General features: G+C 44.3%; 22 protein-coding genes. All 22 read right to left on the bottom strand.

The features are described 5' to 3' along the window. Window positions 1–11 precede the first annotated feature (11 nt). On the bottom strand, window positions 12–212 hold the full coding sequence (locus MKP07_RS23960) for a hypothetical protein (RefSeq protein WP_240849577.1): 201 nt from the start codon (window positions 210–212) through the stop codon (window positions 12–14). Beyond that, on the bottom strand, window positions 209–1,339 hold the full coding sequence (locus MKP07_RS23955) for a DoxX family protein (RefSeq protein WP_240849576.1): 1,131 nt from the start codon (window positions 1,337–1,339) through the stop codon (window positions 209–211). Before MKP07_RS23955 ends, MKP07_RS23960 begins: the two co-directional genes overlap by 4 nt. A gap of 17 nt (window positions 1,340–1,356) precedes the next feature. Then, window positions 1,357–2,001, bottom strand: a complete 645-nt coding sequence (locus MKP07_RS23950; protein WP_240851036.1) for a RagB/SusD family nutrient uptake outer membrane protein — start codon at window positions 1,999–2,001, stop codon at window positions 1,357–1,359. A 26-nt stretch (window positions 2,002–2,027) separates the two neighbouring features. Then, window positions 2,028–2,657 carry a RagB/SusD family nutrient uptake outer membrane protein gene (locus tag MKP07_RS23945; protein WP_240849575.1) on the bottom strand — a complete coding sequence of 210 codons (630 nt, stop codon included), beginning with the start codon at window positions 2,655–2,657 and terminating at the stop codon, window positions 2,028–2,030. Between the two features lie 96 nt (window positions 2,658–2,753). Next, a complete protein-coding gene (locus MKP07_RS23940) occupies window positions 2,754–3,146 on the bottom strand; it encodes a hypothetical protein (RefSeq protein ID WP_240849574.1) in 393 nt (130 codons plus the stop codon). Window positions 3,147–3,229: 83 nt separating this feature from the next. Then, window positions 3,230–3,928 carry a TonB-dependent receptor domain-containing protein gene (locus MKP07_RS23935; RefSeq protein ID WP_240849573.1) on the bottom strand — a complete coding sequence of 233 codons (699 nt, stop codon included), beginning with the start codon at window positions 3,926–3,928 and terminating at the stop codon, window positions 3,230–3,232. Next, window positions 3,871–5,760 (bottom strand): SusC/RagA family TonB-linked outer membrane protein, encoded by a 1,890-nt coding sequence (locus MKP07_RS23930; RefSeq protein ID WP_240849572.1) that lies wholly within the window; start codon window positions 5,758–5,760, stop codon window positions 3,871–3,873. The genes MKP07_RS23935 and MKP07_RS23930 overlap by 58 nt, the downstream gene beginning before the upstream one ends. Window positions 5,761–6,866: 1,106 nt before the next feature. Further along, entirely contained in the window at window positions 6,867–7,730 is an 864-nt protein-coding gene (locus MKP07_RS23925; RefSeq protein WP_240849571.1) for a type 1 periplasmic-binding domain-containing protein, read from the bottom strand. 308 nt (window positions 7,731–8,038) lie between these two features. After that, window positions 8,039–9,352, bottom strand: coding sequence for a DUF3748 domain-containing protein (locus MKP07_RS23920; RefSeq protein ID WP_240849570.1), 1,314 nt, complete (start codon window positions 9,350–9,352; stop codon window positions 8,039–8,041). Then, window positions 9,352–10,527, bottom strand: coding sequence for a sialidase family protein (locus MKP07_RS23915; RefSeq protein WP_240849569.1), 1,176 nt, complete (start codon window positions 10,525–10,527; stop codon window positions 9,352–9,354). The genes MKP07_RS23920 and MKP07_RS23915 overlap by 1 nt, the downstream gene beginning before the upstream one ends. 60 nt (window positions 10,528–10,587) lie before the next feature. Continuing rightward, window positions 10,588–11,160 carry a helix-turn-helix domain-containing protein gene (locus MKP07_RS23910; RefSeq protein ID WP_240851034.1) on the bottom strand — a complete coding sequence of 191 codons (573 nt, stop codon included), beginning with the start codon at window positions 11,158–11,160 and terminating at the stop codon, window positions 10,588–10,590. Then, window positions 11,123–11,449 (bottom strand): cupin domain-containing protein, encoded by a 327-nt coding sequence (locus tag MKP07_RS23905; RefSeq protein WP_240849568.1) that lies wholly within the window; start codon window positions 11,447–11,449, stop codon window positions 11,123–11,125. The genes MKP07_RS23910 and MKP07_RS23905 overlap by 38 nt, the downstream gene beginning before the upstream one ends. A 33-nt stretch (window positions 11,450–11,482) precedes the next feature. Continuing rightward, entirely contained in the window at window positions 11,483–12,466 is a 984-nt protein-coding gene (locus MKP07_RS23900) for a nucleoside hydrolase (protein ID WP_240849567.1), read from the bottom strand. A gap of 37 nt (window positions 12,467–12,503) precedes the next feature. Continuing rightward, complete coding sequence (locus MKP07_RS23895; RefSeq protein ID WP_240849566.1) at window positions 12,504–13,511, bottom strand: sialidase family protein; 1,008 nt, start codon at window positions 13,509–13,511, stop codon at window positions 12,504–12,506. A 12-nt stretch (window positions 13,512–13,523) separates the two neighbouring features. After that, window positions 13,524–14,003, bottom strand: coding sequence for a RagB/SusD family nutrient uptake outer membrane protein (locus MKP07_RS23890; protein WP_240849565.1), 480 nt, complete (start codon window positions 14,001–14,003; stop codon window positions 13,524–13,526). After that, complete coding sequence (locus MKP07_RS23885; RefSeq protein ID WP_240849564.1) at window positions 13,979–15,145, bottom strand: RagB/SusD family nutrient uptake outer membrane protein; 1,167 nt, start codon at window positions 15,143–15,145, stop codon at window positions 13,979–13,981. The genes MKP07_RS23890 and MKP07_RS23885 overlap by 25 nt, the downstream gene beginning before the upstream one ends. A 19-nt stretch (window positions 15,146–15,164) precedes the next feature. Beyond that, window positions 15,165–18,131: a SusC/RagA family TonB-linked outer membrane protein gene (locus tag MKP07_RS23880; protein WP_240849563.1), complete on the bottom strand. Its 2,967-nt coding sequence runs from the start codon at window positions 18,129–18,131 to the stop codon at window positions 15,165–15,167. A 31-nt stretch (window positions 18,132–18,162) separates the two neighbouring features. Next, on the bottom strand, window positions 18,163–20,259 hold the full coding sequence (locus MKP07_RS23875) for an exo-alpha-sialidase (RefSeq protein WP_240849562.1): 2,097 nt from the start codon (window positions 20,257–20,259) through the stop codon (window positions 18,163–18,165). A gap of 44 nt (window positions 20,260–20,303) precedes the next feature. Then, window positions 20,304–21,017: a GRP family sugar transporter gene (locus MKP07_RS23870; protein WP_240851033.1), complete on the bottom strand. Its 714-nt coding sequence runs from the start codon at window positions 21,015–21,017 to the stop codon at window positions 20,304–20,306. Between the two features lie 38 nt (window positions 21,018–21,055). Then, entirely contained in the window at window positions 21,056–21,262 is a 207-nt protein-coding gene (locus MKP07_RS23865; RefSeq protein ID WP_240849561.1) for a hypothetical protein, read from the bottom strand. An 81-nt stretch (window positions 21,263–21,343) separates the two neighbouring features. Further along, window positions 21,344–22,246: a ribokinase gene (gene rbsK, locus MKP07_RS23860; protein WP_240849560.1), complete on the bottom strand. Its 903-nt coding sequence runs from the start codon at window positions 22,244–22,246 to the stop codon at window positions 21,344–21,346. 177 nt (window positions 22,247–22,423) lie between these two features. After that, window positions 22,424–22,786, bottom strand: a complete 363-nt coding sequence (locus MKP07_RS23855) for a substrate-binding domain-containing protein (RefSeq protein WP_394803691.1) — start codon at window positions 22,784–22,786, stop codon at window positions 22,424–22,426. Between the last annotated feature and the right edge of the window lie 28 nt (window positions 22,787–22,814).

The following is a 22,814-nucleotide window of genomic DNA, read 5'->3' as shown; positions in this document are numbered from 1 at the left end:
TAGTCATGGCATTATAATTTAACAGGTTTACGCCTTCCTTCAAACAACAGGTATTTTTTATTGATCCTGTTTAGTTCAGCATAAACAGAATCTTTCTCTTCATTAATTCCTCTTATAATGATGGTATCCTTACCCACTAACTCATAACTCAGTTGAAACCGTTCTTCTTTATGATTCTTATTTTTATTGGCAAGAGAAAGTCTCTGATTCACGGTATCCGAGGCGTAAGAAAAATATCGCCTTCCCCTACGCCGGCCGATTCAAAGTTTCTTTCATGATCATTGTTGGTAAATTGGTCGCCTAATCCATCGTCTATTATAATCGGCTTTGCCGTTTTAATACTTAGCGTCGCCCATTTTTCAAAAACGACGTTCTGCCAGCGGTTCAGATCGGTTGAAGAATAGGGTATTTCCTGGTTATTCCATTTAAATACCCTCACATTATAAAATCCATAAGCCCCCGCCAATCCTTTAGCAGCAGGATATTTATAAGGAGCTGTTGTATAATTATGATAGGCTGCTACACCCAGCCATACAATAAAAATGGCAATTAATGGCCGGCCGATCTTTTTAACCCATTTCTCCTTTGAGGTAAATACCGGACGATAGGTATTGGCAATGGTATACTTACCAGCAACCAATAAATTGTATAGCCGCGGTGCATCATACATAAATAATACAATGGCGAAAATGGTCAACTGTAAACTGTAGGCTTCATGACCCATGCTATAGGCGATATTGGAAGCGAATACATTTCCATAGTATCCTGCCAGCACGCCCGCGCCGAATGTGGTCGTTTTTCTAAACAGCAATAAAAACCCTGAAAGCAATTCCACTCCTCCCAGGAAAACTTCAAATGGAGGCGCTATTGCAGTAGTATGGAAGTATATTTTCCAGGGCAGAAAATCGCCATATGCTGTATGAAGATTACCCAGACTGGGGTAAGGCATTTGTAGCGGAAAGAGTTTGATAAAACCATACGATATCGCCGCCAGTGCAAGCCGGTAGCGAAGCAGTATACGAAGCCAATAATACAGCTTATCGTAGTCGAGGCCTTTAAACCTGCTTATCTTCTCAAAAAGAAAAGCGCCCGCTAAAGCAATACCTGCAATGATCAACCAGCTCCAATAACTATTTGCTGTACCAAAAACCGGCGTGTAATTGGCTAATTTAAAAAGAATGTAAAAGCCTTTATCACCGGCAGGAGTCTGTAATATATCCTGGTAAAATTTATAATCGAGAGGAACAACCTGTATCAAAAAGAACAGGAACAAAAAGCGCAATACCCACTTGTTTATATTGCTCCATTGCAATGGCGACGAGAGATTCAGAAAGCTCATGTTTGCTCGTTTAAAAGTTAGTAGCCCGGGTTTTGTTCCAGGTTAGGATCTAATTGAATTTGAGTTACCGGTATCGGGAACAGGTACTCGTGATCGTCGACTTTTACATTGGCATCCAGCGCTTCCAATACAACTTTTGCACGGCCAGTTCTTGCCAGATCATACCAGCGATGGGCTTCAAAAGCAAATTCGTACCTGCGCTCTTCTTCTATCGCCCTTAAAACTTCAGTTTGTGTAGTTGCAGCAGCCGCCGCAAGACCGGCCCGGTCGCGCACCTGGTTCAAATCAAACAAGGCGCCGTCAGTGGCTGATAAATTATTGAGCTGGGCCTTTGCTTCAGCCCTTATAAGGTACATCTCTGCGATTCTTAAAATATAGGCCGGATCAGAAGCATCTTTCCGGTAATACAGATTGCCATACCAGTTAGTAATACCACTTTGTGTAATGCTACCTATTAATGCAGAACGGCCTCCACCGATTGCGGGATTGTTCAGCAATTGTACAAACCGGTCATTGGGCGCATAGCGGTACTGACCTCCGTTAGAGGAATGCGCCATTTGCAGGCGGGTAGAATTAGGATTTTGCAAGCTGAATTGCAGTTCGAAAATAGATTCCTGAGTTGCGATCACGTTATTGGCAAACCAGGTGCTGTAAGGCTTCAGTAATTTATAGTCAGCTGTTTTATCGATCAGCTTTGTAGCATATTCTTGAGCTTGCGCCCATTCTTTTTATATAAATGCAGCCTGGCTCTCAAAGCCCATACGGTTCGGCGTGTAGCCCGGATGCGGTTTACGGCATCAGGCAATACTGTCTCCGCTTCTTCCAGGTCTTTCAATACCTGCGCATAAGTATCTGCCAGTGAGCTTCTTTTTATAGCAGGCCGGTTTTGCAGGGAAGTAGTTGGTTCCAGTACTATCTGAACACCTCCCCAGGCTCTTGCCAGGTCGAAATAAGCCAACGCTCTGAGGAATTTCGCTTCACCTATATATTGATTTTTTAAGGCCGTTGTAAGCGCCGGATCGTTAACCGAAGGCACTTTGGTGATCACATGATTCGCCCGGTTGATCGCACTATAAATAGCTACCCAGGTAGTATTAAATAATACATCATCTGACCTGAAGTTTACATTTACAAAGTTGGCAGAGCCGCCAGTTGTAAGATTCTTAATATCTCCGCTGGGGAAATAGCCGAAAGTCACGTAGTTCTCGCCATAGTACCCGATATTTCCCATTTGCCTGTACACGGCCCTCAGCGCGGTTTCGCTGGATGTTTTGTCAAATATGGTTGTTTCATCGGATACCGCGTTAACCGGCTCCACGGTCAGGTATTTTTGCAGGAACCCAGCACTATTGATATAGCAACAAGGATTGGAATAATCAATTTCATCGTCTTCGTATTTGAATAATTATAAGGGTTACAGGGAAACATTTAATCCAAACTGCACGGTACGTGGCTGAGGAGGAGTACCGTAATCATATCCCTGGATATTCTGTGTTCCCAGATTGGATTCCGGATCAGCACCGGTGTATTTAGTGAATAGCAGAAGGTTACTACCCGTTAAATAAAACCGAACCTTACTGATATTAATGCGGTCTGTTAATGTCCTGGGTAAAGTATATCCTAGTGTTAATGAACGTAATCTTAAATAGGATGCATCTTCGAAGAAACGGCTGTTCTCCTGTCTTGAATAATTAGCGGCCGTGAGCCTGGGAGTTTCAGTAACCTGGCCCGGTGTGGTCCAGCGATCCAGCTGGCTGGCAAGTAATACTCTTCCCGCATCGAGGGTGCCTCCCGTCTCGCCGAGCATCCGGTTATGATTCCATATGAAATTGCCGTAAGAGAAAGTAAAGAATATATTAAGGTCGATGCCTTTATAACTGAAACTATTCGTTAACCCGCCAAAAGTTTGGGCCAGGTACTGCCCACAATCTGCCGGTCTTCAGCGGTGATCTTACCATCGCCGTTATAATCATCAAAAATGGCATCACCCGTTTGCGGATCTACCCCTAGTTGTTTATAGAGCCAGTAAGAATAAAGCGAACTGCCTTGCTGCAACCGGATCAGGTCACGACCGGCAAAGGGAATATCAGCAGGTATTCTCTCAATGGTATTTTTGTTACGGGCTACATTCAGGTTGGTATTCCAGGTAAACTTAGTGGTTTTAATATTTACGGAATTAATCGCCAATTCAAAACCCTTATTGCTGATCTCTCCATAATTAGTAAGATAAGAGGAGAAACCCGAAATGCCCGGCGTTGCTACTAATAATAAAGCATCCCTTGTATATTTATTGTAATAATTAAACTCTATCGTTAACCGGTCTTTTAGTAAACCAATATCTACCCCGCTACTGAACTGTTCTGTGCTTTCCCATTTTAAATCGGGATTAGCTATTTGCAAGGGACCGGTACCCGGTAACTCTGTACCACCGGCAACATCTGCATAACCAAACCCGCCGGTCCATAAGCCCTGAGAAGCAAAGTCATTGATGCCACTCTGGTTACCCGTGGTTCCATAACTGATCCTGAACTTCAGGTTCGAAATGGCAGATACATTATCCTTAAAAAGTTCTCTTCGTTGGCGCGCCACGCAAAGCCAACTGCGGGAAAATAACCCCAGCGATTGTTGACCCCAAACTTAGACGATCCGTCGGCCCTTATAGTCAGCTCAGTGTAGTACTTATTCGCGTAGTTATAATCTACCCTGGAGAAGAAAGAAGCCAGGTTGCTGTTATTTCTGAATTGAGATGCTGTTTGCGTGGCTGCAGCAGATATTTGTGTATAAGAATTATTGGGAAAGTTAGTACCGGTAGCAGACACATTCTTCACTTCTACGTTCTGTAGCGTGTTACCCACCAGTATCCCAAAGCTATGCCGGTCGATCTTATCGTTATAGCTTAAGGTTTGTTCATTGATAGAAGTAGTTGCTTTAGTTACACTTTGCGTGCCGCGGCCCCCGTTATTACCCAGGATGGTACGTGTGTCCCAATACTCATTCTCCTCATAGTCATTATAGTCAACGCCAAATGTTGATTTAAAAGTAAGCTTAGGCGTTATTTTATAATCAAGATAAACATTACCGATATAATGATAGCTATTAGACCATAAATTAACCGTGTTGGTGAGTACCGATATATTGTCGAAATTCACCCATTTCAGCGGCGTTCCGTCCTGCGAAAAAATGGGAAGATAAGTTGGAATATTTAAAGAAGCCTGTAATAGTGTGCCATTGGCTCCGTTAGCAGGCCGGGCCTGGTTTCTGTAGCTTTTGCTAAAACTGTTACTGGTTCCAATGGTTATTTTGCTATTGATCTTATGGTCGAGGTTTACTTTGAAACCACCTCTTTCAAAAGACATCGGCTTCCATATCGATTCCTGTTTGGTATACCCTCCGCCGAGGTAGAATTTGGTTCTTTCTGAACCACCCTGCAGGGAAATATCATAGTTGCGCAATTGCGCAGTACGGTTCAGGTAGCTCATCCTATCGTAGGTTGGCTGATTTTCCGGAAGCCCTCTTCCTGCAACACCGTTAATAACAACTGCCGGATCCCTGAAGGGCTCAGGAGTACCCATATTACGATTATACTCGTTAATTAGTAAAGCATGTTCGGCACCGGTTGTGGTTTTCCAAACCCTGTCAGCGGGAGCCCAGGCAAAACCTTCTGATCCATTAAAATGAATTCTTGTTTTCTGATTATAGTTGCCTCTTTTGGTGGATACCAGCACCACGCCATTGGCACCACGGGAACCATAGATCGCTATAGCGGAGGCATCTTTTAAGATCTCTATACTTTCAATATCAGCAGGATTGATATCAGCTAAAGGAGAAGTGCCACGCTCCTGCGCAATGTTTTGCAAACTAGAGTTATTAATAAACACGCCATCTATAATGTATAAAGGATCGTTAGAGGCATTAATAGAAGTTGCACCACGAACCCGGATAAAAACATCAGATCCCGGTACGCCGGTATTGGTATTAATTTGCACGCCCGCAGCCTTACCCGCCAACTGCGCATCAAAGCTGGCCTCCGGTATGAGTTTGGTATCGGTAGGATCTACTTTGGCTACTGAGCCCACCAGGTTCTTTCTCGACTGTGTACCATATCCCACCACCACTACATCATCGAGGTTATTATTCGTTGCCTTTAACTTTACTGATACCGGTGAGCCATTGGCTACCTGTAGTTTCTTTTCATATCCTACAAAAGTGACAATAATGTTATAGGGGAATTTTTGCCCGGTTCTTAATTCAAACCTGCCCTTTTGATCGGTGGTGGTTTGATTGGTGACCCCTTCTATTATAATATTGGCGCCTTCGAGTGGAAGGCCTGTAGCTTCATCTACCACTGTACCTTCCAGAACGGAATTGACAGTTGCCGGATTTTGTGCATATACAATATTCCCGGGAAAAGGGAAAGACATAAATAGAGCAGTATCAGACTGCCGGCTTTGTAAAACTTGGAAAACATTTATTTGTAATTTTTAGATCGGCCATTTACAACGGGCAATCACCTACATGACCAGGCGGCTGATCCGGGCCAGGTAGCAATAAACATTGCGCGTTGCCTAACGTAAACAGCAAAAGGAGTATACACCTGTCATCTGGCATCAGATCACAGCAAGACAACTGCTTTTACTGCAGTTAAAAACTATAGGTAACTAAAATGAAAGAATGTAAAAAGGGTTATTTACATTGAACAGGTACAACAACAATGTGAAATAGAATCGCCGGAAAGCGGCATTTCTAACACCATGTCCACCTCATAATTAATAGCACATTCTTGCAAGTAAATTGCAGGGATTTTCAAACTATTCATGTTGTTTTTTAGTTTAGATGGTTTGCTGCCGTGGTTGACAACATTAGTCCACTTAAATGATAGACAAATATAAGACGTTTTAACCAGTATTGATTAATTTTGGTAAAAAAGTTTATGAAACCCTTATTGATGGCGGGTTACAGCCGGTACATGGTTTTCCAAAGCAGCACTGATGTACCTGCAATTAGTTGTAAAATGGCGGCTAAATGGTAAATTTCCACATAGGTTAATTATATATCTGACACTACCATTCAGGCCGCAATTGGTTTTTTCATAGTTACCGGGCGAGGTGGGCAATTTAGTGTTTGCGCTATGAAATCAGCTACCTCATCTCCCGGGTTGCGACAGGAGAGTCGCTCCTTAACCTGCAATTCCCACTCACTAACAGCAGCATCAACCGACTTACCATAACCCAGCACACCCTCTTACAATCGGGCCCTAAAAGGCAACAATAGCCCGATCCCTCCTCCCATATAACAGGTCGTAAATGTTTTATTAAACCAGGTAAATCATTGCGTTCATAATCTATGCGCACCTGCATTTCATTGGGTATCATCATCTGTGTCATCGTATTTATTTTTAGATGTACTATAGCAAGGCTTAACGCAAGTTGCGTACCAATCTACCCGAAAATAAAAACGACCACTGTGATTCCCCAAACTGTAGCCTCCGTTACACAAAACAAGAGCTACTACGTAAAACATGCAGCTATTATACCGTCTTTCTTTTTATAAAACTAAAAGGAACTTTGAAACGTTCTGTATCATTCTTCAACAGTTTGGATGCCGCGGCTTCTCCCATTTTTGCAAAGTCGGTAGTAACAACGGTTACATGAAGCAGGTCTTTTAAAACGGTTTCGTTAAAGGAAATAATACCGATATCTTTAGCCAGCTTTAGTCGTAGCTCTTTCGCTTTTTTCATCAGGTGCGCTAAATCAGATTCAGAAGTCTCGATGTAAAGCGTAGCCGGTTGTAACGTCAGTTCCTCAGCGCCCGCAGCTACTTTAAATCCTTTTTTATGCTTTTGACAAAATCTCCTGATGCCCTTTATGATTTCGCGCGGGTGAAACTCATCGCTTCGTAAAATCACCACCAGGTTATCATATTTCTCTATGAGTTCCGGTTGTGACATCAGGGCCTCAAAAATATCATTTTCAAAGTCCTGGTACACTTCAACGGAATGATCGAGCCCTGCAATTTTTTTATCCAGAACGGTTAGCTTCCCTGAAGGAATGTTTTTCAGCAATGCAACTACTTTCTTTTGATCGGTATCGTGGGTAAAATGCGGCATGATCACAAAGTGATCGTATTGGTTCATTTTGCTTTCTACAATATCTTTCAGGATATCGAGGCGGTAATGATGAATCTGCAGATCTACTACAGCCTTATCACCCAGGGTTTCCACGAAGCTGTTGTATACAATTTTTTTGTAGGCGCTGATCTTATTCATAACCAGCAATACCCTTAGCTTTTTCGAAGGAACTCCTCTTACAAAATAACCCCGTCCCTTAATGGACACGATATACCTTTGATCTTTTAATATCTGGTAGGCTTTCTCTACTGTATCACGCGCCACATTGTAAGTTCTGCTACAATCGTTTATAGAGGGAAGCTGATCATCTTTTTCAAGCCACCTTTTACGATCTCTTTTTTAAAAGTATCGGCCACCTGCTGAACTCGGGACAGATGCCAATCCTTTGTTATGTTCAACTTTTTTCGGTTCTGGTTCTCATAATTATTTCATTTGCTTGCAATCGCTTTGTTAGTCAGCAAATTTAATAGTATTGAGCGATCCGGAATTGTTTAAGCCGGTAAGATTATTGATCCCTTAACATTCTAATGAACTGTCAACGGCAAAGACAGTATGCATGCACCGATACTTTTTCACAAAGCTATTTTCATGATCTGTAGTGTCTCTGTATCTCCTTCCCCAACGTACTGATTATAAACGACTGATTTTCCGTCCGGGCTAAATGAGGGAGCACCTGCAATCTTCATCGCCCCAGGCGCATTGCGGGTCAATGCCCTTGAATGTCCCTCATTCAAATCATGCAGGTAAACATTATTGTCACTTACCAATACGATTGCATTCCCGGTAGCATTCAGGTTAAATGTATAATCTATCGGGAAGGCAAGATGGGTAATATATACTATTGCGCCATTTGTGAGGTCGCAACGGATAATTTGTGCCCTACCCTCAGTATCGTCAGCCAGCGCATAAACAAACCTGCCATCTTTTGAAGATCGTAGCCAGTGCCGCAGTTTTGAAAGCCCTTTTACAGTTCGGGTAATACGGTGCGCTTTAACACCCTGCGGCACTCGCGGACGGGTTCCTTTTATTCCTGTGGCAGCCGGGTCAGCCACTATCATCCCTGTGTCTATTTCTGCCATATAAATTTCTGTAATAACCTCATTATTTGTATTCGCCGTATTACCCTGAAAAGCTATAATATAGGGAGACCGGCTCCCATTGCTGATCCAACACTCATCAAAAGCTTTACTGATCTCATCAGAACCGGGCAAGGGATGGGCGACTACATCTGCTATTACTGCTGCGTACATTTGGCCATTACTATTTCCAGGATACTCTTCAACAGTAACAGGACGCCCCGCATCAAACATCACTCCCACTGTTCTGAGGTCAGGCTCTGTTAATGCATCATTATAAGTAAAGCTGATGAGCTTCCCATCCGGGCTCCATCCATGCGCATGGGTACCGCCGCGTAAGGAGCCAACCGTATAAGGTGCTGTCACGTCACGCGCATCCATAAACACAGGCTCCATAGGCTTATGTATATTCACCAACACACCTGTGCGCCGGCTGATTGCATAGGGAAATTCTTTTGAAGCATCCGGGAGCCCGTGAATAAAGACCACTTCGTCTGCTACGGGACTAAAAGAAGCGGCACCTACACCCGGCCCGTATACCGATGCATTGGTTGTTTGATAAATGATCCGTTCCTCTCCCGTATGTACATTAACAATACCTATGACAGAAGTTTCACCAATTTTAGTATCCTCATTTCTGCCATCAAAAACGATCCATTGCCCGTCTTTTGAGAAAACACCGCTATGATGTAAGGTATGACTGGAAGCGGAAAACGTAAGCTGCCGGATCTTATGACCCTGACTATAGGAGTTCATTATTAGTATCAGATTTAGTGACAAAAGCAACCATTGTAAGCCTGCCCGTTTCATCAGTATTTATTTTTTGCGAAAACCCGGAATGCGATGAAAAGTAAGAAAATTAGCATCGTGGTTATTATGCGCATTGGCCTTACCATCAAAAAAGAAGTACGTGACAAGACTATAATATCGTCCCCTTCAATAAGCCAGTCTACATACTGAAAGCCATGTTTTAATACATCCTCATGCTCCAATACCAGCTTTACATCTTCCCAATGCAAAAGATCTGCCGACCGGCGTAATACCAGCACATTTCTGAAGGATGCGGGATTACGGTCGGGATATTTGTCGCGATACTTTTGTGGTATTGAATTGGTCAATGTCCAGTAACTATTAGATAAGGAATCATATCTTATGACAAATTTTTTACTTCCGCCTTCAAAGGGAACAAACCCTTTAGCCGGATCAAAGCTTAATTGCTTACCATCATCCGAAACCGCCACCATGGCTGCTTTTTCATTAAAGTCCCTGCGGTTATCCACCCGTAATATGTTCCACAATTTACCGGCAGGTCCCACAACGAAATTACCTTCCAGCCAGCCACCAAAATTGCCGCCGAGATAAGTGCTATCGTACAAGAGTGTATTGCTGGTTGACCAGGAAGAAGCTTTCAAAAGATCGGCGTTGATTGGTGCTGACATGACCATGGCTCCATAGCGTTTACCCCATTGAAGAATGGGGCCGTGAGCTGTTTCCATAGGTCGCCATAACCGGCCTTTATAGGCAATTACCGGAACCGGCGCACAATGAAATTCGCCGGTTAATAAAACTCCGTTCTCTTTATTGGTCGGATGCGTCCAATGCGCTCCCCTGTCTGCAGACCGCCTGATCATTACGGAGCCATGATGCCTGTCGGGACCGATAAGATATAATTCATTACCTGATACAAACAAAGAACTCCAGAAAGCGCCACGGATCTGGCTGATCAGCTTCCATGATCTGCCCTTATTATCTGAACGAAAGATGCGTGTTTCTGCCTGCGACCATTCCGTACTCTGAGGTCCAAAAAAATCATGGGCAGCGATATAAGAGCCGTCGGGAAGGACCGTTAAGGAAGGCGAACCTATATATTTCTCCGATGCTGCAGGCTGATGACACACGACGACTCCAGGCGGTACTGTTTGAGCCAGCCCTTGCCCCCATACAAAAAATAATATTACTAACGCCCGTATTTGAAGTCTACTCATTATCCCAGTGTTTTGAAAATCAAAAATAACGCAATGAAGCAGGCATTTATTTCCCAGCTGCTAGGCTGCTATTTCCTTTGCATACTTTCTCTTGTATTCTACAGGAGTCAACTGCATCAGCTTTTTAAAATGCCGGTAGAAATTAGCCACATTGTTAAAACCACATTCAAAGCAAATGGTAGCTATTGAATAGCGGTCTTCAATGATCATGCGGCAGGCGAAGTTTACACGCACCTGTATCAGGAAATCAAAATAAGTGGTTTTGGTAGTACTTTTAAAGTAACGGCAAAACGAAGTAATGCTCAGGTTGCTTACCGCAGCTATCTCCGCCAGGCTGATCTCTCTTTTAAAATGTTCGAGCGTATACGCATGCACCCTATCCAGGCGACAGGCATCTTCCTGGTCACCCTTGTATTCAGATTCAGTGCTCGCGATCAGGCTGTATTCTTTTGAGCCTGCAATCAGGTTCAGTATCTCCAGCAAGATCAATACTCTTTTAAAATGTTCAGCCGTTAAAGCCTGCATCATTAACTGCTCTACCTGTTGCCGGCAGCCTCCATTTAATTGCAGACCTTTCTTTGCCATATCGTACAGGTTACGAATATGCACCAGCTCCGGATGGAAAAAAATCACGGCCAAAGCAGTCCTTCTTAAACTGGATAATGACGGCCTCAACACCTGCACCTTCTTTTTCCCGGGCACGCCAGGCATGTGGCAGGTTTTCACCCAGTAGCAGTATATCGCCGGCCTCAAAACTGGCTACTTTATCACCAATAAACCGGATGCCCTCTCCTTTGAGTGTTAAATGAAGCTCCAGGTCGGTATGATAATGAACTGCCCGGCCAAAATTGGGCGCTATATCGTGGCGAACCAGGAAACTGCTTTGAAAAGGTTTGGCTACTTTATGAAAATGGGCCTTCATGATGATGATTTAATGGATTAGTAAAAACGATGATTACCTGGTCATTAATTCTTCTATAATATCGCTCAACCCGGCGGGAGACATTTTAAAGGTATAATAGTAATGTTTACCGGCAGGATCATTTTCCCAGACATTCTTCCCGTTATCGAGCAATACAAACCTTCCCCGCACTGTATTAAAATAATTTGCGGCGCCCCTCACCCCTGCGAGCACGGCCGTTTGGTCCCAGCTCATTCTGCCCGATGAATCTATCGGCGCCATAGGGATACACCTGGCATACACATCTTTCACCGGGCTTCTAGATATCTTTTTGTTCTGCGACAGATTTAAACCGGTATGAACTTCGTTACCAATTTCCCAACCACTAAAATAAACCGGTGTAGGCCAGTTTTGAATTGCATAAGCGGCCGATACCGTATCCTTGTAAACATTAAACTCCCTACCCGAAGGAAAGCGACCGGCCATAGACACCAGGTGTTTTACTTTCTTTTCAACCAGTTCCTTACCTGTTAAAGGGCTGATCTTATCAGCGGGTGAATGCAGCAGATCGGAAAGGTTAGTAAGAAAGCCTACCGCTATAACGGTGATGCTGGTATCTGCTGCTTTGGCTAATAGTTCTCGGTAAACTTTCACCGCATCCGGAAACTCATCATTGGCTTTGTTCCGATGCGGATATTTTGTCATCAGCTCCTGTGGCCATTTTTGAGAAGCGCCCATACTTAAGGCCATAAACTTAGGAACGCCAACAGCTATTCCCGGCCGCTTAAAATAAGTATTGAACAACTGAAGGGTTGGCCCGGTAAGATAGTGATGATTGCAGGATATGGTTGCGAGTATCTCGGCCTCGCCTTTATCAGCCAGGCTATGCAATACAGCCATGGCTCCTACGTCATCATAATCAGGTCCTATATCCGTATCCAGTATAACTTTTACGGGTTTTTGTCCATTTGCCTGAAGAATAGCACCGGTGAGCAGTAACAGGCACCCAGCCCTTTGTAATAGGTTTATGAATGTCATAGTTTTTCCAGTTTTGCGGGATCAACAATAGCAAATTTTACTTTCCGGCGGTTCCAGGTGTAGGTGATATATACCAGTCCGTCTTTACCCTGTATGATCGCGGGGTAAGAAAACTCCCCCGTTCATCTTCCAACGTAACTACGTTCTTCCAGCTCTTACCATCCTTACTAATAGCCAGGTTTAAGGGAGACCTTTTGCCGCCCCATTGATTGCCCGTTTTACCAATATGATTATAGATCAGTAACTGTACACCATTCTTTAAAGTAACCGCATCAGTGCCCGAATTGGGATTAGGTAACACATTAGCCTCCAGTGCCGACCAGGTCTTGCCTCCATCATCCGACCAGCTGCTGATCACGCCATCGTCTTTGCTACGTGCCAGAAGCTGCAGGCGGTTGTTCGGGTAAAATAATACACTGGGTTGGATCGCGTTAATGGAAGAGGCAGTGTCGATACTACCTGTTTTAGACCAGGTCTTGCCCCAGTCCTTCGTCATTTCAAAATGCATACGCCATCCTGCGCCAGAAGTTACTTCTGTGCTGGAAGGGCAAAGCAATACACCATCTTGTAACAATACCGGCTTATTCTTAACAGGTCCTAAGATATCTTCGGGCAGTCTGCGCGGCTCAGACCAGGTTTTGCCGTTGTCTTTTGAGGTGATCAGTTCTCCCCACCAGGTTTGCGGGCTGGGACCTACTTTGTAAAATAATAACAGCGGACCATTTGGCGCCTGGTATAATACCGGGTTCCAGCAGGGGTAACGTTTCGAGCTATGTTGTATGCCATTGGCCACTGAAACAGGAGCTGTCCATTTGCCTTTTACCCGGCGCGATACCCAAATTTCTACATCGGGGTTTTGCTCCTTGGTTCCACCGAAATAAGCAGCCACTAATCCACCGGGCGTTTGTTCAACAGTGGAGGCATGACACTCAATAAACGGCGCTTTTTCATATAAAAACTCTGATTGTATTACCGCATTTTGCTGTGCTAAACTAACCGCGCAACACAAATGCAGGAACATTAAAATAAAGGATAAACGTATCATATTTGTTTGAATTTAATAACCGGCATTTTGTGTAAGCTTTACAGAAAAGTTGGCGTCAATTGCACCTTGTGGAATGGGATACAAATTGTGCTTTTCTGCAATACTGTTCCTGGTTTCTGGTTTCATATTGTATTTCTTCACTCGCTCTACCAACATGCCCATACGGCATAAAGTGCGCTTCCGGGGTTCTTCTGCCATCAATTCTCTCCCGCGCTCATCCAGAATATAGTCGAGGGTTACATCTGCTGCTGCTACCGGTTTAGCATTGGCCCTTTCTCTAACCAAGTTAATGCTGGAAGCAGCATTGGCTTTATCGCCTTTTCGAAGATAGGCTTCTGCCCTGAGTAGATAAGTTTCTGCCAGGCGATAGATGATCATATCTTTCCCGCTGCGTCCATTGGTTAATACCCCCTGCCAGGATTTGCCTTCGACTTTTCTCACATAAGGATATAAACGCTGCATAGTGTCTAATGGTGTATTGCGGGGTTCCACCTTTTTCCAAAAGAAGCGGAAGCCGGGTTATTATACCAAAATTCTCTCTTGATATTGTAGGTAGAATTTCTCATATCATTATTCCAATCGCTCAGCCACAGATCGTAAAGAAAGTAGGGATTCGGTCTCATAATAGCCACGCCTCTCAATAAGCTGTCGGCGTTCAAAGCGAATCCTAAACGTCCAGCCGGATCAGTAAATTGTACCATAAACGGTAACCATCCTCTGGGTGAATGATTACCACCCAGACTGCCACCGCCTCCGGGGGTAAATTCTTCAAACTGCCAAACCCAGATCGATTCCATATTTCCTGTACTACGGTTTTGATTTCCCTGGATAAACAAATCGGAAAAAGCATCACCCGGCTTATCCTTGTTCACGCCAAAACGTTCTTTCATCAATCGATAGGTTCCTGAATTAATCACCCTGTCTGCCGCTTCGATAGCTTTATCATATTGCCCCAGACTGATATACGCTTCTGCCAGCAAATGATCCGCTGCCCCTTTAACGATCCTGCCTTCCTTATTTTTTGCTACTGTAACGGGCAACCATTGAGAAGCAAACTCCAGGTCTTCTGAGATCAGCTTGTAAGCATCTGCCCTGGGAGAACGTACAAAGTCCGTTTTGGGTTCCTTATAAAACCGGTCCATAATACAGATATCGCCATACAAATTAGCCAGGATATTATGACCATAAGCTCTGAAGAACCTGGCTTCTGCTATGATGGCATTCTTTTGCGCTTCGGAAGAAAACACACCGGCATTCTCAGGCTTAGAAGCCTCTTCAATGATCAGGTTGGCATAAGGAAGAATAGACGTATAGCACCAGTTATAGGTTCTGGAAGCCGCCGCTGTGGCAGGTGTTAAATAAGTTTCATAATTCACAAACTGGGTTACAGATAATTGCCCTGAGGTACAAAGATCCGTACCTGTAAACATATCGAAGTAACGATACAGGTCATCACCGGTTAATTCTTCCCGCGTATAATAGTGCAGGGAGGTGATCAGGTTTTCATAGCCATTCACATCCTTCAATACATTTTCCGGGCTGAGATCCGAAAGCGGCGTCTCATTCAGAAAAGCATCTTTATTGCAGGATAACAGTATACACCAGCTTAAAAATATTATTAAATAAGTTCTCATATTTTCTAATTTTCTAAATTTAAAATCCAAGATTAAGACCAACAGAAATGGTACGAGGCATGGGATACAGGTTATCCCTCGATGTCTGACCACTTTCCGGATCAGCTCCTATCCAGTTGGTGAAGGTGTACAGGTTTTTAGCAGCTACAAATACTTTCAGATTTGCCACTTTTACACGATCGAGCAGGGCACGTGGAAAATTATAAGAAAGCGCTACATCCTGTATACGAACAAAGTTGCGGCTCAGGTAATAATTGTGCCCGTATTTGTTTTCATGGAAGAGCGAAGGCCTCGTATTGGATTTGTTTTCCGATGTCCACCAGCCATAGTCAATGAAATTAAGCGAACGTTCTACCGGCCCTCTGCCAATCAATCCAAAATCGGAGATCCACCCACTCATACCATTCAGGAAAACAGACAATGTCAGCCCCTTATAAGAGAAGTCATTCAACAATCCCCAACGGATCTTTGGCTGTTGTCCCTGGCCAATAATAGTGCGGTCATCTGCTGTAATGACACCATCACCGTCGATATCTTTTACACGCACATACCCTGGTTTATATCCGGCAGGTATATCCGTATCCCCTTCCTGGTAAATGCCATCAAAAACATAATCAAAATAAGAATAAATGGGCTGGCCGATAAACCAGCGGTTACCTATATCATCATCTTCTTTACCATCCCCATCGGTATCGGAGCCGTAAAGATGCACAATGCGGTTTTTATTACTGGAGAAAGTAATGGAAGAGCGCCATTCAAAGTTTTTAGTCTGGATATTGCTGGTATTTAAAGTAATCTCTATACCGCTGTTATCCACCTGTCCGAGATTAGTCCATACGCTCGTGAACCCAGTCATCCTTGGCAGGTCTCTTGTCACCAACAGGTCTTTGGTCTTCATATGGTAATACTCTATCGTTCCCCCTATCCTCCCTTTGAGCAGCTCAAAATCTACACCGATATTCGTGCTGTAAGTGGTTTCCCATTTCAAATCGCTGTTAGCCATGTTCATTGGATAGTAAGCCAGACTGGTGGTGCCACCATCGCCATATACATACCGTTGTGTTCCTATTTTGCTAAGCGATTGGTAAGCGCTGATAGCCTGGTTGCCAACAGCACCGTAAGACAATCTTAGCTTTAGCAGATCTACTACCGGGCTGTTCTTTAAAAAGCCTTCTTCAGAAGCGATCCAGCTCAAAGCACCCGAAGGCAGCACCGCATATTTATGATTCGCAGAAAATACGGAACTGCCATCCCTCCTGATCGTAAAAGTTGCCAGGTATTTATCCAACAGCCTGTAGTTAACTCTTCCCATGTAGGACACACCCTGTATTTTAGAGGAAGATGAACTTACTGTTTGCGTTTCTCCCAATCCCAGGTTATTCCATCCCAATACATCAGAAGATAACAAGGAGGCGTTGGCGCCAGTAGCCTCTACAAATTGCGCGTTTCTTGAATAAAGCAAGGTCACATCAATATGATTGGCCCTATTAATCTTTTTATTATAGGTCAATATATTTTCGATCATCCAGTCGTAATAATTGGTGTTGGATTTACTGGCCGACTTGGTATTGTTTCCCAAGGAAGTATCCTGCCTTGTAGCATCGTAAGCATTGATCCAACGGATATTCGGGCTGATGTTGATCCTGTAGGATAAGCCTTGCACGAATGGCAATTGTACAATTCCATAGAAGTTCGCAAAAAGGTTGTTTTGTATTCTCTGGTTACTCCTGTAATAAGGTGCATAAAGCGGGTTGCCGGCAACAGTTTCACCATCTACTACAAATTGTCTTGCCGAGCCATCTTCATTATAAAGACTACCATAGGGGCTTAACTGGTAGAAGTTATCCATGTTGGGCAGCACTCCCGAAAAATCCCTGCGACCGTACATGGTATTGGTTCCTACCGTAAACCAGTTTGTAATCTTATTTTCCAGGTTCACCCTGAACGTAGTTCTCTTTTGGCGATCATTCAATATGATCCCTTTTTCATCATTGAAAGAGGCCGAGATAAAATAATTAGTTCTTTGTGTTTTACCCGCCATGTTAATGTCTATTGAACGAATGCCTGCTCCATCCTGTGTGGCTATATCATAGGGATCAACTGTTCTTCCAGCCAGGTAATTTTCGGCTTCGTTAGGCGCCAGGTAGCTGGCTATTTTCGTAGGATCGGCCTCTTGCCCCAGCTCTTTCCGCGCATCCAGTATTTTCTGAACATAGCGTTCGGGAGTCAATAATTTAATTTTATAGCCGGGAGATGAAACACTCGTAAAGGTATTCACGTTGATCGTTGGCTTCTCTGTAGTACCCCTGCGTGAACTGATGAGGATTACACCATTTGCCGCTCTTGAGCCGTATATCGCAGCCGCGCTGGCATCTTTAAGCACTTCCATCGATTCAATATCATTGGGATTGATATCAGATAATACCCCGTTATAAATAATACCGTCAACAACAATCAGCGGGTTATTACCGGCACTTAGAGAACGTGGTCCCCTGATAAGGATGGTACCATTCTGACCCGGCCTGCCGTTATCTGTAAATTGTACACCCGCTACCCTACCACGCAGCGACTGCGTTATACTCGTATTAGGTACATCTTTTACGATCTCAGTTTTAGAAACGGCGCCAGTCACAAATTTCCTGGATTGCTTACCATACCCGATCACTACTACCCCATCGAGGTTATTATTCGCGGGTACCAGGTTTACATCCAATGTTGGGCCGGTTCCAGCCAGAACCCGCTTTTCTTCGTAACCCGTGGCAGAAAAGATCAGCGTATCCTGCGGCGATACCGTTAATGCGTAAATACCATTATTATCAGCTATGGCAGAGCCGTTTTTTCCCGCAACGGTGATCGTTGCTCCGGACAATGGTTCACCGAGCTCGTTGGTAATGGTTCCCTTTATAGCAGCAGCTCCCTGCTGCGCATACAATTGCGCCCATTGCAGCAGTAGCATTAAAACCATCAGACAATAATTTCTTTTCATACAGCTTTCGTTGTTTATTTCGTTATCGTAATTACTTTAGAGGCAGTTGACTTTCCCTGGTTATCGACCTGTATAATTTTGAGGAACAGGTTGGTTGCAGGAACCCCGAAAAGATCTTTATTTTTTTACAGGACAAGAAGATACAGGCTGCCAGCACACCTATTGCAGCGCCCCTGATTATTCGCCGGCGATGGCTGCCCGCAAGGATCATAAAAAGTATCATAAATGAAGCGCCAAGAACAGGCATGCTATCAAGCGGAACAGTAAATTCATAATCCAGTTGCTTATTGGAAAAACCATTGACTGCCTTGCTGTCTACTTTCCCCACTTTTGTAAAGCTCTTGCCGTCGGCAGATAATGCTATTTCATAATAGGCGCAATTTTGTTCAGAAGTGGTTCCCCAGTTAACGCGTAAATGCTTGTTTTGAAGATAAGCCTGGGCCTGGGCTAATTCCAGTGCAGGCGGACCAGGTGGCTGATAAGCACCGCTAAGATCATAGGACAAATAATCGATATAAGCCTGTGTAATGGCTATCGCATTGGATTTCCCGAACAAGAGCTGTGGAGTACCGGTATTGTTGCTTCGGCTAATAGTTCGAATAAATTCACCATCTATAAAAAAGTATATCTGTTTCTGATTACGTTTTACCACCAACCTGTAAGTGTGATACTGCGTAGCATCCAGGTAATGAAAAGCAGCACTACCATTTAAAAATACCCTGTTGGTATCGATACATAACAGCGTGTGGGTAGACAAGCCATCCCTGGTATAAATATCAATACCACGACCATTATTCTGTGTTACCCGCAATCTGAATTCAATGGTATAATCACCGGTAGGATTAAAAACCGCTCCACTGGACGGCGTCGCCTGGAAAGAATAAGACTGACCTGAACTACAGTTAATCAATATTTCGCCATTCGGGGTAAGGCTTCCCGAAGCAGCACTTGTAATAGTGCCAGCCAGCCAACCGGCATCAAGTGGCAATTGGGTGCCATCCAGCTGCGGATTTAAAGACAGATCTTTGGAAGGCATGGCAACGGCGCTATCCAGCGCTGAAAGGGCAAACCGTATGATCTCGATCTTTTCTTTGCGCCGGGAGGCAATAACGTACATGGTATCATCCTTTATAAAAGAATAGGGATAACCAAACTGACCTCCTTTGGCGCGGCCGGCGCTATACTGAATTTGGTAAAAATCGTCGGCAATAATATAATTCTCATTGAAATTAAACCCATCATCTGATATGGATAATACCAGTGGAGTGCGGTTGCCAAAGGCCAGGGTATCCGGCGTACCTACATAGTAGGATTTTCCATTGGGCAGCTTTCCGAAATGCGCTTTGGTATCATCGTTGGTAAAGGCAGATTTTATAGGAACGGACCAGGCGGAGCCATTTTTACTGGACTCCTGCCACATCCATCTTTTACCGGCATCTCTGAATAATGTGTAGATGCTATCCGTATGTTCGATAATAGCACCTTCTACCAGGCTGGCGGTCTGCCCCGGCAAGAAGGCGGTGTTGCCAGCCAGCGTCCAGGCGGATAGTCCTGTTGGATCATCACTGTAATAGAAATTTCGGTTACCTGTTAACAGTAAACGTCCTGATGCCAGTATGCTGGGCCTGTGGCAGGGGAATATAGATACACCCAGGTTAACAGGCGCAGACCAGTTTACGCCATCGCTTGTACTCAACGCATAAAGCCGGGAAGCAGGATGTGAAAAATCGGCAGTAGAGTCGTGCTGTGTATAATAGGCTATCAATAGATTGCTATTTGCAACCAACAGTCCGCCGGGTGTCAGCTCATAGGCGATGCCCAGGTCTCTCAGCGCCGTAACCGTACTCCAGTTAAAAAAATCGGTGGAAGTAGCTATAGCTACGCGCTGGCCGGGCTCATCTTCTCCAATAATACCATTGCTGAATATGCAAAAGAATTTTCCTTTAAAAAACGCGATCGATGGATGGTGAGCGTACTGGTAGTCACCGGAACCTGGCGTATAAACAGCCGCTTTTTGAATATTTATTTTAGGTGCACTGAATGGCTGCGCCATATAGTTATTGGAAAATAATTGGGCATTCACCTGAAAGTGCGTGACAATAAGCAAAGCAATCGTTACTAATTTCATAACTGAAATAATTTTAATGATGATTATATGTTTGTTACAGGTTGCTAGCGGCCGGAAATAATAATACATGCCAGGCCGGCAATAAACAGCAGGAACATCCAGGTTAATTTCACGCTTACATCTTTCCCACTGCCTTTAAATTCCTTCCAGATAAATACGCCCCAGAATGCGGCGATCATGGTGGCGCCCTGGCCCAGGCCGTAGGAAACAGCGGCACCTGCTTTACCGGCAGCTATCAGGTTTAAGGAATTGCCTAATCCCCATATCAGCCCGCCCAATATGCCGGTAAAATGAGTGGACAGTCCTCCTTTGAAGTAATCGCGATAACTAACCGGGGCGCCTGTAAAGGGCTTTCGCATGAGCAGGGTATTAAACAGGAAATTACTGATGAAGATACCTGTAGAAAAAATAAATACGGCAGTATAGGGCGTCATCTTACCCGCCTGGGGTGCATGAAAATTATCAAGATCCATAGAGGCCGCAATAAACCTGTAAAAGAAAGCCATTAATATACCGGCTATCAGTGATATAATGATTCCCCTGGCCGAACTTTTCTGATTCTTATCCTTGGCCTTATACGCCAGGGCATTTAATATAATGGCAATTACTACCAGTGCTACACCCAGGAATAATAGTGTTGAGTTTCCCTTCTGAGAGGCGGCATAATTAACGATCACTCCCAACACCAGCGCAATACCTACTCCGAGTGGGAAAGCTACCGACATACCGGCTATGGCTATGGCGGCAGATAGTAAAATATTAGATGCGTTAAAAACAACTCCACCTATAAATGCGCTTAGTATGTTTTTGTATCGGCCTGCATAAGATCCTCAATGAAGCTCCGTCCGCCGGTGCCCATACTTCCTAAGGTAAAAGCTGAGATAATAGAAAAGAGCAGCACGCCGATCACATAGTCCCAGTAAAACAATTCGTATCTCCAGGAGCGGCCGGCCAGCTTCTGGGTATTTCCCCGGAACCCCAGCATAACATCGTAATAAAACATAGCAGCACGGCAAGCGGATAACTATCTACAATAAACATGGCAGTACAATTTTAAATATGGCAAAAAATAAAAGCAATTGGTTTAGGGAAGTTCTCTACGATAGGGCACAGAGCTTTGGGCGCCCCTTCGCGTAACAGAAATGGCCGATGCATCACAGGCAAAGGATACCGCATCTGCCAGGTCTTTTCCCTCGCTCAATGCTACTACCAAAGCACCATTAAATACATCACCGGCTGCTGTAGTGTCTACCGCTTCAACAACCGGCGTAGCGATATGGGTAAATATGGCGCCGTCAAACAATAACGCTCCCCGGCTACCCATCGTTATAATAATAATCGCCACTCCTTTATCGGCCAGGATTTTTGCGGCCCTCCTTGCGCTCACTTCATCCACCACTTCTACCCCCGTAAGCAGCGTCGCTTCTTTCTCGTTGGGCGTTATGATGGAGATCCACTGGTAAAGCTCATCAGGCAGCGCCTGTGCCGGGGCGGGATTTAAAACAATGGGCACTTTATGATCAAAACCCATTTTCGCAGCATACAGCACCGTATCCAGGGGAATCTCCAGCTGCATCAGCAGGTAAGCGGCAGACCGTATTGTTTCCGCAGCCTGGTCAACCTGGTGCCTGCCCAGCGTTGCGTTGGCACCCGGCGCTACTACTATCGTATTTTCTGCTGCATCATTTACAGTAATAATGGCGATACCGGAAGGCTCTTTAGGATCCCGGGTGATATGAGTGGTATCCATACCTTCGTTTGTAAAAAGCTCAAATGCCCTGCTGCCAAAAACATCTTCACCAATGCGGCATACAAAACTGGCATTTCCTGCAAGCCTGGCAACTGCAACGGCCTGGTTCGCGCCCTTTCCACCTGCATTCATCAAAAAATCGCCTCCCATAATGGTTTCTCCCCGGGCCGGGAAATAGGGCGCCCTGATGACCATATCTGTGTTGGAACTACCAATAATAACAATCGTTTTATTCATATTTTAAGCATTTAGAAATCGTTCGGGCTGTTTTGCGATAACGTTAGCGCAAATTATGAATTTTTTCTTATTGATAGGCAATGCGGCTTGTTCAAAAAGAAGAGAAAATTCTTAAACAACTGAATACCAGTACCTTTTAAAACAAATAGGATAAAATAGTATATAGAGATGAAAATTTTATATAAGCTTAGCCAGGCGATCCTTACCTATGATTTTTACAGATTTGCGGTAAACAACCGACGGATTGATCAGCAACTTCATCTGTTGCACTTCCCCCGCTTTTAGCTGGGCTTCAATTTGATCTAATAACAGCTTAATTGAAATATTGGCAATATCGTTGACGGGCTGCGCTACACTGGTGATGGGACAGGCCAGGAAGTCGAGATAGGAAGAGTTATCAAAGGTTACCACCGACACATCTTCCGGAACACGGATATTGTCTTCTTCCAATGCTTTTAGCACCCCCAGCAAAATGGTATCGCTTAATGCGAAGATCGCGGTAGGCTTGTCTTTCTTTTGCAATAACAGCTTGGTTTCTATATAACCACTTTCGCTGGTAAAACTGTTG

The organism is Paraniabella hibiscisoli (genome assembly GCF_022512515.1).
GTDB lineage: Bacteria > Bacteroidota > Bacteroidia > Chitinophagales > Chitinophagaceae > Niabella > Niabella hibiscisoli.
This window is presented reverse-complemented; position numbering and strand designations above follow the sequence as displayed.

Coding starts and splice junctions, on each gene's coding strand:
- MKP07_RS23955 (WP_240849576.1), bottom strand. CDS start 1,339: ATGAGCTTTCTGAATCTCTCGTCGCCATTGCAATGGAGCAATATAAAC.
- MKP07_RS23940 (WP_240849574.1), bottom strand. CDS start 3,146: ATGCTCGGCGAGACGGGAGGCACCCTCGATGCGGGAAGAGTATTACTT.
- MKP07_RS23930 (WP_240849572.1), bottom strand. CDS start 5,760: ATGTCTTTCCCTTTTCCCGGGAATATTGTATATGCACAAAATCCGGCA.
- MKP07_RS23920 (WP_240849570.1), bottom strand. CDS start 9,352: ATGAAACGGGCAGGCTTACAATGGTTGCTTTTGTCACTAAATCTGATA.
- MKP07_RS23915 (WP_240849569.1), bottom strand. CDS start 10,527: ATGAGTAGACTTCAAATACGGGCGTTAGTAATATTATTTTTTGTATGG.
- MKP07_RS23905 (WP_240849568.1), bottom strand. CDS start 11,449: ATGAAGGCCCATTTTCATAAAGTAGCCAAACCTTTTCAAAGCAGTTTC.
- MKP07_RS23900 (WP_240849567.1), bottom strand. CDS start 12,466: ATGACATTCATAAACCTATTACAAAGGGCTGGGTGCCTGTTACTGCTC.
- MKP07_RS23895 (WP_240849566.1), bottom strand. CDS start 13,511: ATGATACGTTTATCCTTTATTTTAATGTTCCTGCATTTGTGTTGCGCG.
- MKP07_RS23885 (WP_240849564.1), bottom strand. CDS start 15,145: ATGAGAACTTATTTAATAATATTTTTAAGCTGGTGTATACTGTTATCC.
- MKP07_RS23880 (WP_240849563.1), bottom strand. CDS start 18,131: ATGAAAAGAAATTATTGTCTGATGGTTTTAATGCTACTGCTGCAATGG.
- MKP07_RS23875 (WP_240849562.1), bottom strand. CDS start 20,259: ATGAAATTAGTAACGATTGCTTTGCTTATTGTCACGCACTTTCAGGTG.
- MKP07_RS23865 (WP_240849561.1), bottom strand. CDS start 21,262: ATGTTTTATTACGATGTTATGCTGGGGTTCCGGGGAAATACCCAGAAG.
- rbsK (WP_240849560.1), bottom strand. CDS start 22,246: ATGAATAAAACGATTGTTATTATTGGTAGTTCCAACACAGATATGGTC.